This window comes from Streptomyces sp. NPDC052043, assembly GCF_044548235.1.
Classification (GTDB): Bacteria; Actinomycetota; Actinomycetes; order Streptomycetales; family Streptomycetaceae; genus Streptomyces.
The window spans coordinates 235,093-249,375 of record NZ_JBIUBT010000008.1 but is presented as its reverse complement, the minus strand read 5'-3'; the positions used below and the strand labels follow the sequence as shown (position 1 = coordinate 249,375).

The 14,283-nt window shown below is 70.9% G+C and carries 14 protein-coding genes; 13 read left to right on the top strand and 1 reads right to left on the bottom strand.

Features of this window, described 5'->3' with window-relative positions; genetic code table 11:
* Positions 1-80 precede the first annotated feature (80 nt).
* The 11 genes from ACIHCX_RS21650 to ACIHCX_RS21600 all read left to right on the top strand — a co-directional run bounded on the left by ACIHCX_RS21650 (position 81) and on the right by ACIHCX_RS21600 (position 11,672).
* Positions 81-1,349 carry an MFS transporter gene (locus ACIHCX_RS21650; RefSeq protein ID WP_400031775.1) on the top strand — a complete coding sequence of 423 codons (1,269 nt, stop codon included), beginning with the start codon at positions 81-83 and terminating at the stop codon, positions 1,347-1,349.
* A gap of 9 nt (positions 1,350-1,358) precedes the next feature.
* Complete coding sequence (gene pafA / locus ACIHCX_RS21645; protein WP_100567758.1) at positions 1,359-2,720, top strand: Pup--protein ligase; 1,362 nt, start codon at positions 1,359-1,361, stop codon at positions 2,718-2,720.
* Positions 2,721-2,938: 218 nt separating this feature from the next.
* Positions 2,939-3,940 (top strand): FKBP-type peptidyl-prolyl cis-trans isomerase, encoded by a 1,002-nt coding sequence (locus ACIHCX_RS21640; RefSeq protein WP_400031772.1) that lies wholly within the window; start codon positions 2,939-2,941, stop codon positions 3,938-3,940.
* Between the two features lie 91 nt (positions 3,941-4,031).
* Positions 4,032-4,403, top strand: coding sequence for an FKBP-type peptidyl-prolyl cis-trans isomerase (locus ACIHCX_RS21635; protein WP_400031770.1), 372 nt, complete (start codon positions 4,032-4,034; stop codon positions 4,401-4,403).
* A 139-nt stretch (positions 4,404-4,542) separates the two neighbouring features.
* Positions 4,543-5,568 (top strand): helix-turn-helix transcriptional regulator, encoded by a 1,026-nt coding sequence (locus tag ACIHCX_RS21630; RefSeq protein WP_400031768.1) that lies wholly within the window; start codon positions 4,543-4,545, stop codon positions 5,566-5,568.
* 19 nt (positions 5,569-5,587) lie between these two features.
* Entirely contained in the window at positions 5,588-6,673 is a 1,086-nt protein-coding gene (locus ACIHCX_RS21625) for a helix-turn-helix transcriptional regulator (RefSeq protein WP_400031766.1), read from the top strand.
* Between the two features lie 29 nt (positions 6,674-6,702).
* Entirely contained in the window at positions 6,703-6,963 is a 261-nt protein-coding gene (locus tag ACIHCX_RS21620; protein ID WP_400032059.1) for a hypothetical protein, read from the top strand.
* A gap of 10 nt (positions 6,964-6,973) precedes the next feature.
* Complete coding sequence (locus tag ACIHCX_RS21615; RefSeq protein WP_400031764.1) at positions 6,974-7,168, top strand: hypothetical protein; 195 nt, start codon at positions 6,974-6,976, stop codon at positions 7,166-7,168.
* Between the two features lie 255 nt (positions 7,169-7,423).
* Positions 7,424-7,720 (top strand): Sec-independent protein translocase subunit TatA, encoded by a 297-nt coding sequence (tatA, locus tag ACIHCX_RS21610; protein ID WP_400031762.1) that lies wholly within the window; start codon positions 7,424-7,426, stop codon positions 7,718-7,720.
* Between the two features lie 49 nt (positions 7,721-7,769).
* The gene (gene tatC, locus ACIHCX_RS21605; protein ID WP_400031760.1) at positions 7,770-8,744 is read left to right on the top strand and encodes a twin-arginine translocase subunit TatC; all 975 of its coding nucleotides are present in this window, start codon (positions 7,770-7,772) and stop codon (positions 8,742-8,744) included.
* Positions 8,745-8,819: 75 nt separating this feature from the next.
* Positions 8,820-11,672 carry a DEAD/DEAH box helicase gene (locus ACIHCX_RS21600; protein WP_400031758.1) on the top strand — a complete coding sequence of 951 codons (2,853 nt, stop codon included), beginning with the start codon at positions 8,820-8,822 and terminating at the stop codon, positions 11,670-11,672.
* A 161-nt stretch (positions 11,673-11,833) separates the two neighbouring features.
* Here the strand turns inward: ACIHCX_RS21600 and ACIHCX_RS21595 are convergent, their stop codons facing one another.
* Positions 11,834-12,784 (bottom strand): RluA family pseudouridine synthase, encoded by a 951-nt coding sequence (locus tag ACIHCX_RS21595; RefSeq protein WP_400031756.1) that lies wholly within the window; start codon positions 12,782-12,784, stop codon positions 11,834-11,836.
* Between the two features lie 77 nt (positions 12,785-12,861).
* On the opposite strand from ACIHCX_RS21595, the gene ACIHCX_RS21590 reads away from it, so the two are divergent.
* On the top strand, positions 12,862-13,443 hold the full coding sequence (locus ACIHCX_RS21590) for a GNAT family N-acetyltransferase (RefSeq protein WP_400031754.1): 582 nt from the start codon (positions 12,862-12,864) through the stop codon (positions 13,441-13,443).
* Between the two features lie 107 nt (positions 13,444-13,550).
* The gene (locus tag ACIHCX_RS21585; RefSeq protein WP_400031752.1) at positions 13,551-14,198 is read left to right on the top strand and encodes a PadR family transcriptional regulator; all 648 of its coding nucleotides are present in this window, start codon (positions 13,551-13,553) and stop codon (positions 14,196-14,198) included.
* Positions 14,199-14,283 lie beyond the last annotated feature (85 nt).

The following is a 14,283-nucleotide window of genomic DNA, read 5'->3' as shown; positions in this document are numbered from 1 at the left end:
TGGTACGTATGACCGAGGACGTTATACGTAACACCAGAGGTTGCTCCAGCGCCTCGGGCGAACCGGTGGAAGGTAGGGCGATGGCCGTGGGATTCGGGGGATACCTGGAGATCCTCAGAGCGAGGCACGCCGCCCGGCTGCTGACCGGCACGCTCGTCGGGCGGCTGCCCAACGCCACCGCGGCGATCGCCATCGTGTTGTTCGTCCGCGCGGAGGGCGGCACGTACAGCCTCGCGGGCGCCCTGGCGGCGGTGTACGGCGTCGCCAACGCGGTCGGCCAGCCCGTGCTGGGGCGCCTCGTGGACCTGCACGGGCAGCCCCGTGTCCAGCTGCCGGCCGCGCTCGCCGCGGCGCTGGCGATGACGGTCTTCGCCCTGAACGGGACCCAGCCGCCCGCCCTGGCGTACACGGCGGTGGCGGCCGCCGGGCTCTTCACCCCGCCCCTGGAGGGCGGTCTGCGGGCGCTGTGGCCCTCGGTGCTGCGCCGGGAGGACCAGGTGCACACGGCGTACGCGATGGACGCCGTGGCCCAGGAAGTGATGTTCACCGTCGGCCCGTTGCTCGTGACCCTCTGCGTCTCTCTGTGGTCGGCGCAGGCGGCGCTGGTGGTCCTGAACGCCGTCGGCGTGCTCGGCGCGCTGTCCGTGGTCCTCTCGCAGCCCTCGCGGGACTGGCGTTCGGCGCCCCGGGAGGCGCACTGGCTGGGGGCGCTGCGCTCGCCCGGTCTGCTGGCGCTGCTCGGCGCGTTCCTCTTCGTCGGTGTCGCCCTGGGCTCCATCACGGTGGCGGCGGTGCCCTACGCCGACGACCACGGCGGGGACGCGGTGTACGGCTGGCTGATGGCCGCGCTGGGGCTCGGCGCGCTGGTCGGCGGTGCCGTCTACGGCGCCCGCCAGTGGGCGGGCGCGCCCGAGCGGCGACTGCGCCTGCTGGTGGCCCTTCTGGCGGTGTGTTACCTGCCGCTGCTGCTGATGCCGGGGGCGGTGGCCATGGTGGCGCTGACGGTGCTGTCCGGGGTGTTCCTGGCGCCGTGCATCGCCTGCGCGTTCATCATCGTGGACCGGCACGCGCCGGCCGGCACGGTGACGGAGGCCTTCTCCTGGCTGGTGACGACGTTCACCGTGGGCGCGTCCGTGGGAACGGGCGCCGCGGGACCGGTGGTCGAGGCGGGCGGCGCGCTGTGGGGTTTCGCGGTGCCGAGCGTCGCCGGGGCCGTGTCGCTGCTGGTGCTGCTGCTCACCGGACGGGTCCTCACAGCTCCCGCCGGGAGGGCGGTGGTTGCCGCTTCATCGGAAAATGATCCAAATCGTGCTGCCGAACCCCGTTTGAGCGCAGAGGATCGGGCGTAATGTTCAGTCATGGACCGCCGCATTTTCGGGCTGGAGAACGAGTACGGCGTCACGTGCACGTTCAGGGGACAGCGCCGCCTGTCGCCTGACGAGGTGGCGCGGTACCTCTTCCGCCGTGTCGTGTCATGGGGCCGCAGCAGCAATGTCTTTCTGCGAAACGGCGCCCGGCTCTATCTCGACGTGGGGTCACACCCGGAATACGCGACACCCGAGTGTGACAATGTGATCGAACTGGTCACCCACGACAAGGCCGGCGAGCGCATTCTGGAAGGGCTTCTGGTAGACGCGGAACGACGCCTGCACGAGGAGGGAATCGCGGGCGACGTCTACCTCTTCAAGAACAACACCGACTCGGCGGGCAACTCCTACGGCTGCCACGAGAACTATCTGGTGGCACGGCACGGGGAGTTCTCACGCCTCGCGGACATCCTCATCCCGTTCCTGGTCACCAGGCAGCTGCTCTGCGGGGCGGGCAAGGTTCTGCAGACCCCGCGCGGCGCGGTGTACTGCGTGAGCCAGCGGGCCGAGCACATCTGGGAGGGCGTCTCCTCGGCGACCACCCGTTCGCGGCCCATCATCAACACCCGCGACGAGCCGCACGCGGACGCGGAGCGCTACCGGCGGCTGCACGTCATCGTGGGCGACTCCAACATGTCCGAGACGACGATGCTGCTCAAGGTGGGCGCGACCGACCTGGTGCTGCGCATGATCGAGGCGGGCACGGTGATGCGCGACCTGACCCTGGAGAACCCGATCCGGGCGATCCGCGAGGTCAGCCACGACATCACGGGCCGCCGCAAGGTGCGCCTGGCCAGCGGCCGCGAGGCCTCCGCGCTGGAGGTGCAGCGGGAGTACTACGAGAAGGCCGTGGACTTCTGCGAGCGGCGCGGTATCCGCACCGGCACGGTGGAGCGGGTGCTGGAGCTGTGGGGCCGTACGCTGGACGCGATCGAGACCGAGGACCTCGACCGCATCGGCACCGAGATCGACTGGGTGATGAAGTACCAGCTCATCGAGCGGTACCGGGCCAAGCACAACATGACCATGTCGCATCCGCGGGTCGCCCAGATAGACCTCGCCTACCACGACATCCACCGCCGTCGTGGCCTGTACTACCTGCTGGAGAAGAAGGGCCAAGCCACCCGGATCTGCAACGACTTGAAGATCTTCGAGGGCAAGTCGGTGCCCCCGCAGACCACTCGGGCCCGGCTGCGCGGCGACTTCATCCGGCGGGCGCAGGAACAGCGCAGGGACTTCACCGTCGACTGGGTGCACCTGAAGCTCAACGACCAGGCCCAGCGGACGGTGTTGTGCAAGGACCCGTTCCGTTCGGTGGACGACCGGGTGGAGAAACTGATCGCCGGAATGTGAGCCCGGCGCAACGCGGATACCGGTTCGAGGAGCCGGAACGCCACACGGGCGCCGTACGTTCTCCGTACGGCGCCCTGCTCACCACGACAGTGCTTTCCGGGGGACGACCCCGGACCTCCGGCCGAAACCGGGGCGGGCCGCAGACCCGATCGGCAGCGAAACGTCAGTAAGGTAGCGCGCACGCCATCAGAAGATCGACCGATTACGAGGCCCCCACCGTGCGCCGTCGCTCACTCCTTCTTTCCGTACCCGCGGGACTTGTCACCCTGGCCGCCTGCGGCAACGACAAGGCCGGTTCGAGCAAGGCCAGCGAGAGCCCGTCGCCGTCGCCCTCCGAGCCGTCCGTGGCGCCCTCGCCGAAGATCGTCTCCGGGCCGCTGCCGGCGATCACCGCGGGCACGAAGTTCGGCGAGAAGCCGACCGTCGCCAAGGGCAGTGGTGCCCCGTCGAAGGACATCGCCGTCAAGACGGTGATCGCGGGCGGCGGCCGCACCGTCGCGGAGAACGACTACGTCCAGGCGCACTACCTGGGGCAGATCTGGGACACGGCGAAGCTCTTCGACAACTCCTACGACCGCAAGGCGCCCCTGGTCATCCAGCTCGCCCAGGGCACGATCATCGACGGCTGGCGCTATGCCCTGGCCGGCAAGAAGGTGGGCAGCCGCGTCCTGTTCTCCGTGCCGCCCACCTGGGGATACGGCACGCAGGGCAACGCCCAGGCCGGAATCAAGGGCACCGACACGCTGGTGTTCGTCGTCGACATCCAGAACACCTTCAACTCCAAGAGCTCGGCCAAGGGCAAGATCGTCGCCCAGGACAACGCCGACCTGCCCAAGGTCGGTACCAACACCGACGGCGCCGCCCCGTCCATCACCGTGCCCAAGACGGCCGCGCCCAAGAACCTCGTGGCCGACTACGTGATCGAGGGCGACGGTCCCGCGGTCAAGCCGGAGAACACCGTGCTCGTCCAGTACAAGGGCGTGCTGTGGCAGGACGGCAAGGAGTTCGACTCGACGTACAAGCGCGATGCGCTGACGTCGTTCTCCCTCCAGCAGGTCGTCAAGGGCTGGGCCCAGGGGCTGGCGGGCAAGAAGGTCGGCAGCCGGGTCCTGATCGTCGTCCCGCCGGCCCTCGGCTACGGCGACAACCCGCCCCCCAACAGCGGCATCAAGAAGGACTCGGTGCTGGTCTTCACGGTGGACATCCTGGCGGCGATGTAGCGCCGCGCCGCGGTCTCCCGGCGCGGGCGCGCACCCCGCGGGGATGTAAGACTGTGCAGGTTGCCTTGTCGTAGATGAGCAGGAGAATCACGTGAGCATCGAGAAGCCCGAGATCGACTTCCCGGGCGGCGAGCCCCCGGCGGACCTCGAGATCAAGGAGATCTGGGAGGGCGACGGACCGGTGGCCAAGAAGGGCGACACCGTCTCCGTCCACTACGTCGGCGTGGCCTTCTCCACCGGTGAGGAGTTCGACGCCTCCTGGAACCGCGGTACGCCGCTCCGTTTCCAGCTGGGTGTCGGCCAGGTCATCGCCGGTTGGGACCAGGGCGTGCAGGGCATGAAGGTCGGCGGACGCCGCCAGCTGACCATTCCGGCGCACCTCGCCTACGGCGACCGCGGCGCGGGCGGCCGGATCAAGCCCGGCGAGACGCTGATCTTCGTTTGCGACCTGGTCGCGGTCTGATCGTCAGGCGCCGGATCCCCGCGGGATCCGATCAGCCGAGGCCCATGCCCGCCCGGGCATGGGCCTCGGCTTTTGTCCGTACGTCGCGGGGCGGTACGGTCGTCGGTCATAGGGACCATAGGGAAGGTGAAGGGCGTCGATGGCCATTGCCAAGGCCGAGCGGCTGATGAACCTGGCGCTGTGCCTGCTCGGAACGCGGCGGCCGCTGAGCAAGCGCGAGCTGCGGGAGTCCATCGAGGCTTACGTCGAGGCCTCCGGCCGCGACAGAAGCGTGGCCTCCGGCCGCGACAAGGGCGTGGCTGCCGGGGCGGAGAAGGGCGCGGCGGCGTCCGACGACTCCTTCAACCGCATGTTCGAACGGGACAAGGACGACCTGCGGGAGCTCGGGCTGGTCATCGAGACCGTCGAGAGCCTGGACGGCGAGGTCGGCTACCTGGCCCGCCGGGACAGCAACCGGCTGCCGCCGATCACCCTGGACGCCGAGGAGGCCGCCGCGCTCGGCCTGGCGGCCAAGGTCTGGCAGCAGGCCCGGCTGGCCGGGGCGGCCAGCGGCGCCCTGCAGAAGCTGCGCGCGGCCGGACTGCCCGAGGACGTCGACCCCTACGAGGCGCACGGCGCGCTGGAGCCGCGCATCCCGGTGCACGAGGCCGCCTTCGAGCCGCTGATGCTGGCCTGCCGCGACCGCCGGCCGGTCGCCTTCGACTACCGCAAGGCCAACGCCGCCCAGCCCGGCACCCGGCACGTCGAGCCGTGGGCGCTGGAGTGCTGGCGCGGCCACTGGTACCTGGCCGGCTTCGACCGCGACCGCGGCGCCGAGCGGGTCTTCCGGCTCTCCAGGATCACCGGCAGGGTCCGCTCCCGGGGCAGCGGCTTCACCGCGCCGGTCCCGGACGTCGTCACCGTCCGCGAGACCGTGGCGAGCTGGGCGGGCGAGAGCGCCGACCGCTCCGCGCGGATCCGGCTGCGCGCGGATGCCGGGTACCCCCTTCGGGCGAAGGCCACCGCCGTGCGGGAACTCGGAGACGGCTGGGATGAGTTGGACGTCCCGTACGGGCACGGGCTGGACGCCTGGCTGGTGGAGTTCGGACCGGACGTGGTGGTCCTGGAGCCGGCCGAGCTGCGGGCGGACGTGCTGGACCGGCTGCGTGCCGTGGCCGGGGCTTGAGGGGGAGCGGAGCGACACTGTGGCAGGTAAACCGGTCAGGCCCGCGAGCGCCATCGACCAGACCCGGCGGATGCTCTCCCTGGTGACGTATCTCAGGGAGCGCCCCGGCGCCCGGATCGAGGACGTGGCGCGCGCCTTCGGCATCACCGAGGACGAGCTGGTCTCCGACCTCGACGTGCTGCCCATGTGCGGTACGAGTTTCCGCGGTGGCGATCTGCTCGACATCGACACCGACGGTGAGCGCATCTGGTGGCACAACCCCGCCGCGCTCGGGGCGGAGGCGGCGGAGCCGCTGCGGCTGGCCGCCGACGAGGCGACCGCGCTGCTGGTGGCGGCCCGCGCGGTGGCGACGCTGCCCGGCCTGCGGGAGGGCGACCGGCAGGCGCTGCTGCGGGCCACGGCCAAGGTGGAGGCCGCGGCCGGCGAGGCCGCCGGGGCCAGCTCCCGGCTGTCGGTGACGTTCGAGTCCGAGGGCGGCGTCTTCGCCGACGTGGACCGGGCGATCTCCGAGCGGCGACGGCTGTGGATCCGCTACTACTCGCCCGCCCGTGACGAGGTCACCGAGCGCGAGATCGACCCCATCCGCCTGGTCAGCGTCGGGCACACCTATGTGGAGGCCTGGTGCCGCCGCTCCGAGGCACGGCGCACCTTCCGGCTCGACCGGGTCGCCGAGATCAAGATCCTCGACGAGCCCTCGGCGCCGCCGGAGATGGAGCTGCGCGACCTGTCGCAGGCCCTGGTGCAGCCGGCCGCGGAGGACCCGGAGGTGGTCGTGGAGGTCGGTCCGGGTGGCCGCTGGGTCGCCGAGTACTACCCGCACGACAGCGCCGAGGAGCTTCCCGACGGCGGGTTGCGCATCACGTTGCGCACGCCCGATCCGGCGTCGCTCCGGCGGCTGGCGCTGCGCCTGGGCCGGGACGGGCGGATCGTCGGCCCGCGGGAACTGGCCGACAGTGCCCGGCAGGCGGCCCGTGAGGCCCTGGCGGCGTACGAGTCGGCGTGCGAAGGGGCCGGGGGTCCCGTGGACGCCGTGGCGGTGCGGGGGCCGCGGGGGGCGGACGTGGTTCACGACGGGCGTGACGACAGGCAGGAGCAGGGGCTTTGAGCAGGTCGGCGACGGCTGGGGTGCCCGGGATGTCGGTGGCGGCGGCGTTCGCCGGAATGCGGAGGGTGACTCCGGTGGTGTTCCGGGCGGGCTGCCCCGACTGCCGGGGCCGGTTCGAGCTCGCCGCGAGCGCGCTGCGCCTGGTCGTCGGCGCCAGCAGCCGTACCACCTTCTACTCCTTCACCTGCCCCGACTGCGGTGCTGCGGTCCGCAAGCCGGCCGGCGAGCGGATCGTGGAACTGCTCACCGGTGGCGGGGTCAGCACGCTGCGCCTGCACTCGACCCTCTAGGCTCGGCGTCATGTTCTGGGCGATGTTCGCGGTGGCGGCGGGGTTCGTGGGGCTGGCGGTGCTCGGAGTGCTCGCCGTCCGGGTCTTCGTCGAGGCGCAGCGCCTGGGCCGGCAGGTCACGGAGTCGGCGCGGCGCATCAACCGGGCCGCCGAGGAGCTGGAGCGGGCGAGCCTGAGCGCCGCCCGGGCGATGGAGTCGAGGTGAGTCCTGCCGGGAAAGTCCTGGAAATCCCGAACGCCGTGCGCTTTCGATCGACACGCCCTGCCCTGTCGCCCCTGTGGCCGGGTACGCTGCTGTTCATGGCCCGCGTAAGAGGCACGGGCCGCTCCGGCAGGAGTACGCACAGGGATTGCTCAGCGTTCACCCCTGCGCGTTACGATCGCTGGCAGCACAATGGTCGGACGCCTGTCCCAGTGGTCGGACCTGCCCGCCCCGCCTCAGATGAGAAGGTGAAGACGAATGTTCCGTGGTGCGTTTGAGCCGTGGCACCTGGTGCTTCTTGTTCTGGTGATCGTCCTGGTGTTCGGCTCGAAGAAGCTTCCGGACATGGCGCGGTCGCTCGGCAAGTCCGCGCGCATCCTGAAGAGCGAGGCCAAGGCGATGAAGGACGAGAAGTCGACTGCTTCGGCCGGTTCGGCGACTCCGGCCGGCGAGGAGCAGCAGCAGTCCCCGGCGCAGCGCACCATCCAGGCCGCGCCCGGCGACGTGACCAGCTCCCGCCCGGTCAACGAGCCGACGGACACGACTCAGCGCTGACCGGACGACCGGAGGCCTTCCGGTCCGCTGTACGAGATGAGGATGTGGGTTGCTCAAGTCTGCCCGCAAGAGGGACAAGAAGGAGAAGGACCCCGAGGGGCGGATGTCGCTCGCGGAGCACCTCCGTGAGCTGCGCAACCGGTTGGGGAAAGGTGTCCTGGCGATCCTGGTCGTGACGGTCGTCGCCGCCTTCTTCTACAAGGACATCGTCAACTTCATCACCAAGCCGGTGCTGGACTCGGTGGGGTGTGGGCAGTCGTTCCTCGACTTGGCGAAGTCGGAGAAGAGCGGCGCCTGCGCGCACCTCACGATCAACGGCCTGCTGAAGCCGTTCACGCTGGCGCTGAAGGTGTCGCTGATGACGGGGGTGGTGCTGGCCTCGCCGGTCTGGCTCTACCAGCTGTGGGCGTTCGTCGCCCCGGGGCTGCACAAGCACGAGAAGAAGTACGGCTACGTGTTCGTCGCCGCCGGCTTCCCGCTCTTCCTCGGGGGCGCCTACTTCGCCTACCACATTCTGCCCACCACTGCCAGGGTGCTGATCGACTTCACCCCCAGTGGTGTCGACAACCTGCTGCCGCTGGACGACCTGCTCAACCTCATCACGCGCATGGTGGTCGTCTTCGGACTCTCGTTCGAGATGCCGCTCCTGCTCGTCATGCTCAACCTCACCGGCATCCTGTCCGGGCGGCGCATGCTCGGCTGGTGGCGCGGCATGGTCGTCGGCATCACGGCCTTCGCGGCGGTCGCCATGCCGAGCCCCGACCCGCTGACGATGCTGGCGCTGGCCGCACCGATCTGCGCGCTGTACTTCGTCGCGGTGATCATCTCCCTGTTCAACGACCGGCGCAAGGAACGGCTGGCCGCGCAGGGACCGTCGGACGACGAGGCGTCCGAGCTCGACCTCACACCCGAGGACATCGGCGAGGTCGAACCCGTCACCGCGCGCCGCGCCCTGCCGGAGCGGAACGACACGGACGGGGATGGCGACACGGGCCGGGTCAACGGGTACGACGACGCGACCTGATCACCACCGCAGGCTCCGGGCCGGCCGCTCGCACCGCGAGCGGCCGGCTTTCTCGTCCCCGGGGCGATCGGGATAATGATCGTCCTGTTGTCGGTGTGGCCCGGTACGCTCGAAAGCACGATGACAGAGGACCTCTCACCGGCCGAGCGGTACGCGGCAGCGCGCAGGCGAGCTGCCGAGCAGGCCACCGCGCTCGCGGGCTTCCGCGAGATGTACGACTTCGGTCTCGACCCGTTCCAGATCGAGGCCTGCCAAGCGCTCGAGGCGGGCAAGGGCGTACTGGTCGCCGCGCCCACCGGCTCCGGCAAGACGATCGTGGGCGAGTTCGCCGTCCACCTCGCCCTCCAGCAGGGCAGGAAGTGCTTCTACACGACGCCGATCAAGGCGCTGTCGAACCAGAAGTACGCCGACCTGTGCCGTCGCTACGGCAGTGGCAAGGTCGGCCTCCTGACCGGCGACAACAGCCTCAACTCCGAGGCCCCGGTGGTCGTGATGACCACCGAGGTGCTGCGGAACATGCTCTACGCCGGTTCCCAGACCCTGCTCGGCCTCGGCTATGTGGTCATGGACGAGGTGCACTACCTCTCCGACCGCTTCCGCGGCGCCGTGTGGGAGGAAGTGATCATCCACCTGCCCGAGTCGGTGACCCTGGTGTCCCTCTCGGCGACCGTGTCCAACGCCGAGGAGTTCGGCGACTGGCTGGACACCGTCCGCGGGGACACCGAGGTGATCGTCTCCGAGCACCGGCCCGTTCCGCTGTTCCAGCACGTGCTGGCCGGGCGCCGGATGTACGACCTGTTCGAGGAGGGCGAGGGCCATCGGAAGGCCGTCAACCCCGACCTCACGCGCATGGCCCGCATGGAGGCCACCCGCCCCTCGTTCCAGGACCGCCGGCGCGGCCGCGCGATGCGCGAGGCCGACCGCGAGCGGGAGCGCAGACAGCGCTCCCGGATCTGGACCCCGAGCCGTCCCGAGGTCATCGAGCGCCTCGACGCCGAGGGCCTGCTGCCCGCGATCACGTTCATCTTCAGCCGGGCCGCCTGCGAGGCCGCCGTCCAGCAGTGCCTGCACGCGGGTCTGAGACTCAACGACGAGCAGGCGCGCGAGCGGGTTCGCGCCCTCGTCGAGGAGCGCACCGCCGCCATCCCGGCCGAGGACCTGCACGTCCTCGGCTACTACGAGTGGCTGGAGGGCCTGGAGCGCGGTATCGCCGCCCACCACGCGGGCATGCTGCCGACCTTCAAGGAGGTCGTCGAGGAGCTGTTCGTGCGGGGCCTGGTCAAGGCGGTCTTCGCCACCGAGACCCTGGCCCTCGGCATCAACATGCCGGCCCGCTCGGTGGTGCTGGAAAAGCTCGTGAAGTGGAACGGCGAGCAGCACGCCGACATCACCCCCGGTGAGTACACCCAGCTCACCGGCCGCGCCGGCCGCCGCGGCATCGACGTCGAGGGCCACGCGGTGGTGCTGTGGCAGCGCGGCATGAGCCCCGAACACCTGGCGGGGCTGGCCGGTACCCGCACCTACCCGCTGCGCTCCAGCTTCAGGCCGTCGTACAACATGGCGGTGAACCTGGTCGAGCAGTTCGGCCGGCACCGCTCGCGCGAGCTGCTGGAAACGTCCTTCGCGCAGTTCCAGGCCGACCGGTCGGTCGTCGGGATCTCCCGGCAGGTGCAGCGCAACGAGGAGGGCATCGAGGGCTACAAGGCCTCCATGACCTGCCATCTCGGCGACTTCACGGAGTACGCGCGGCTGCGCAGGGAGCTGAAGGACCGGGAGACCGAGCTGGCCCGGCAGGGTGCGGTCCAGCGGCGTGCCGAGGCCGCCGTCGCTCTCGAGAAGCTCAAGCCGGGCGACGTCATCCACGTCCCCACCGGCAAGTTCGCGGGCCTGGCGCTGGTGCTGGACCCGGGCCTGCCCGCGGGTCGGTCCAACGGCCACCACGGCCTGGAGTACCACGACGGCCCCCGCCCGCTGGTGCTGACCGCCGAGCGTCAGGTCAAGAGGCTGGCGGCCATCGACTTCCCGGTGCCCGTGGAGCCGCTGGAGCGGATGCGGATCCCGAAGTCGTTCAACCCGCGTTCCCCGCAGTCCCGCCGCGATCTCGCCTCCGCGCTGCGCACCAAGGCCGGGCACATCTCGGCGGAGCGGCACCGCAAGCGGCGCTCCCAGGCGGCCGACGACCGTGAGATCGCCCGGCTGCGCGCCGCGCTGCGCGCCCACCCCTGCCACGGGTGCGACGAGCGCGAGGACCACGCCCGTTGGGCCGAGCGCTACCACCGGCTGCTGCGCGACACCAAGCAGCTGGAGCACCGTATCGAGGGCCGTACGAACACCATCGCGCGCACCTTCGACCGGATCGTCGCACTGCTCACCGAGCTCGACTACCTGCGCGGCGACGAGGTCACCGAGCACGGCAAGCGGCTCGCCCGGCTGTACGGCGAACTCGACCTGCTGGCCAGCGAATGCCTGCGCGAGCACGTCTGGGAGGGGCTGAGCCCGGCCGAACTCGCCGCCTGCGTCTCGGCGTTGGTGTACGAGGCGCGGGTCAGTGACGACGCCATGGCGCCCAAGCTCCCCTCGGGGAAGGCGAAGGCGGCGCTCGGCGAGATGGTGCGGATCTGGGGCCGCCTCGACGCCCTGGAGGAGGATTTCCGCATCAACCAGACCGAGGGGGTGGGCCAGCGCGAGCCCGACCTCGGCTTCGCCTGGGCCGCGTACATGTGGGCCTCCGGCAAGGGCCTGGACGAGGTGCTGCGCGAGGCGGAGATGCCGGCGGGCGACTTCGTGCGCTGGTGCAAGCAGGTGATCGACGTGCTGGGCCAGATCTCGGCGGCGGCGCCGGTGGAGGGCTCGTCGGTGACCAGGAACGCGCGCAAGGCGGTGGACGGGCTGCTGCGGGGGGTCGTGGCCTACTCCTCGGTCGGCTAGGCGGAGACGATCGCACCGATCACATGGTCCCGGCGGACGTCGCCGGGACCATGTCCGGAGCGGGCCCCCGGTCCGTCACCTCTTCCGTCGCCAGGGGGCCTGGCAGCGCTTCCTGTGCTGGTGGCGCGGCTACTGACCACCTGACTCACCGAGTCACCGAGTCACCGACCGGCCCATGCCGCGGGGTCGGACCAGGCCTGGAGCACCCGCCCGCTGGTGAACCGGTGCTCCACCCCCGTGACCGGATCCGTGAACTCCAGTGTCCGCGCGAGCAGTTGCAGCGGGCGCCGGAAGTCACCGGCCGGCGCCGGATCGGTCACCACCGGGTAGAGCGGGTCGCCCAGGATCGGCAGGCCCAGGGCGTTCATGTGCACCCGCAGCTGGTGCGTCTGCCCGGTGCGGGGGATCAGCCGGTACCGCCCGAGCCCGTCCGCACGGTGCTCGGCCGGCTCCACGCGCGTGACGGCGTTCGGCTCGCCCGCCACCTCGCGGGCGGCCTGCACCCCGCGCTCCTTCACGATCCGGCTGCGCACGGTCCGCGGCAGGACCAGCGCCGGGTCGTAGGGCGCCACCGCCTCGTACTCCTTGCGCACCAGCCGGTCGCGGAACAGCGTCTGGTAGGCGCCGCGCTCCTCGGGCCGCACCGTGAACAGCACAAGACCGGCGGTGAGCCGGTCCAGGCGGTGCGCGGCGCCCAGGGCGGGGATCCCCAGCTCCCGCCGCAGCCGGGCCAGCGCCGTCTCGGTGATGTGCGCGCCGCGCGGGGTGGTGGCGAGGAAGTGCGGCTTGTCGGCGACGACGAGGTGCTCGTCGCGGTACACGATCCGCAGCGGGAACGGCACCGGCACCTCCTCGGGCAGTTCCCGGTGGAACCACACGTACATCCCCGGCTCGTACGGCGCGTCGGGCGCCACGGCCCGTCCGTCGGCCCCGACCACCAGGCCCGCGTCGACCATGCCCCCGACCACCCCGGGCCCGGCCCCCGACAGCCGCTCCACGAGGTACGCCCGCACGGTGGCCCACGCCCCGGCGACGGGCAGCCGCACCCGCACCGGGTCGACCCCGTGGCGCTGCGGCAGGGGGGAGGGCGGGGTACGGGTCTTGCGTCGCATCGACCGAAGCCTACGAGCCCGACCGCGGCCCGGGAAAACCCCTGCGCCGGTTGCCCGACGGCGGGCAGGCTGGGGCCATGCCTCTTCTCACCAGCCCGGTACTTCCCGCCGGCACCTTCGCACGCACCGCTCAGCCCACCCTGGCCACCGGTGACGGTCTCCTCCTGCGGCCCTGGACGCCCGAGGACGCACCCTTCGTGCACGAAGTCTTCCAGGATCCGGTCATGCACCAGTGGCACGCCAGGGCCGCCGAGTCCGAGTCCGAGGCGGCGGGCTGGATCAAGGAGTGGCGTGCCGCCTGGGCGGCGGACCGGGAGGCCCAGTGGGCGGTGGCCGACGCGGACACCGGCCGCCCGGTGGGGCGGGTCGCGCTGCGCGAGGTGCGGTTCGAGGACGGCGCGGCGGAGGTGGCGTACTGGACCGCTCCCACGGCCCGTGGCCGGCAGGTGGCCTCGCGGGCCACCGCGGCCCTCGTCCACTGGGCGTTCGAGGACACCGGATTCCACCGCCTGGAGCTCCTGCACTCCGTGGGCAACGGCGCCTCCTGCCGCGTCGCCGCCAGGACCGGCTTCGCCCTGGAGGGCACCAAGCGCAGTTCCTGCCTCCACGCGGACGGCTGGCACGACATGCATCTGCACGCGCGCGTCCGCGGGGACTGAGGAGGAGCTCCCGCGCCCAGGCGCGCCACGATATATCGCGTGCATTGACGGAGGGAGTCGAGTCGCGATATGTTCGGCTACGGATATTCGGAAGCGAGGTGATGGGTATGGCCGGCGGGCGCAGGAAGTTGAGCAATCCGCTCGCGCTGACCGTGATGACCACGCTCTGGCAGAAGCCCATGCACCCCTACGAGATCGCGCAGACCCTGCGCCGCCAGGGCAAGGACGCCAGCACCAAGATCAACTACGGCTCGCTCTACACGGTCGTCCAGAACCTCGAGGAGCGTGGCTTCGTCGAGGTGGTCGACGTGGAGCGGCGGGGCAACCGCCCCGAGCGCACGATCTACGCGCTCACCGAGTCCGGCCGCGAGGAGATGACGCGCTGGCTGTCGGACCTGGTCGCCGTACCGGCCAAGGAGTATCCGATCTTCGAGACCGCGCTCTCGCTCCTGGGGGCGCTGCCCCCGGACGACGTCGTGCGGCTGCTGGAGGAGCGGCTGACCGCCCTGGAGATGCGGGTGGCGAGCGGACGTGCGGTGCTGGACAAGCTCTACGAGACGCTGCCGCGTCTGTTCGTCGTCGAGGTGGAGTACCACCAGCACATGGCCGAGGCGGAGGCGGAGTGGGTCCGCGGCTTTGCCCGCGAGATCCGCGAGGGCTCACTGCCGGGCGTCGAGAGCTGGCGCCGGTTCCACGAGACGGGGGAGATCCCCGCGGAGTTCAAGGAAGTCGAGGAACGCCACTACCAGAAGTGAACCCATGAGACAGACCCCGGCAGGGCTGTTGCAGCAGCCCCGCCAGGGTCTCGAACCCCGAGCCGAATCCACCGTGAGGCTTCAA

What these genes read in the sequence shown, in the direction of transcription:
- ACIHCX_RS21650 (WP_400031775.1), top strand. Translation starts at nt 81, where the DNA reads ATGGCCGTGGGATTCGGGGGATACCTGGAGATCCTCAGAGCGAGGCAC.
- pafA (WP_100567758.1), top strand. Translation starts at nt 1,359, where the DNA reads ATGGACCGCCGCATTTTCGGGCTGGAGAACGAGTACGGCGTCACGTGC.
- ACIHCX_RS21630 (WP_400031768.1), top strand. Translation starts at nt 4,543, where the DNA reads ATGGCCATTGCCAAGGCCGAGCGGCTGATGAACCTGGCGCTGTGCCTG.
- ACIHCX_RS21620 (WP_400032059.1), top strand. Translation starts at nt 6,703, where the DNA reads ATGTCGGTGGCGGCGGCGTTCGCCGGAATGCGGAGGGTGACTCCGGTG.
- ACIHCX_RS21615 (WP_400031764.1), top strand. Translation starts at nt 6,974, where the DNA reads ATGTTCTGGGCGATGTTCGCGGTGGCGGCGGGGTTCGTGGGGCTGGCG.
- tatA (WP_400031762.1), top strand. Translation starts at nt 7,424, where the DNA reads ATGTTCCGTGGTGCGTTTGAGCCGTGGCACCTGGTGCTTCTTGTTCTG.
- ACIHCX_RS21600 (WP_400031758.1), top strand. Translation starts at nt 8,820, where the DNA reads ATGATCGTCCTGTTGTCGGTGTGGCCCGGTACGCTCGAAAGCACGATG.
- ACIHCX_RS21595 (WP_400031756.1), bottom strand. Translation starts at nt 12,784, where the DNA reads ATGCGACGCAAGACCCGTACCCCGCCCTCCCCCCTGCCGCAGCGCCAC.
- ACIHCX_RS21590 (WP_400031754.1), top strand. Translation starts at nt 12,862, where the DNA reads ATGCCTCTTCTCACCAGCCCGGTACTTCCCGCCGGCACCTTCGCACGC.
- ACIHCX_RS21585 (WP_400031752.1), top strand. Translation starts at nt 13,551, where the DNA reads ATGGCCGGCGGGCGCAGGAAGTTGAGCAATCCGCTCGCGCTGACCGTG.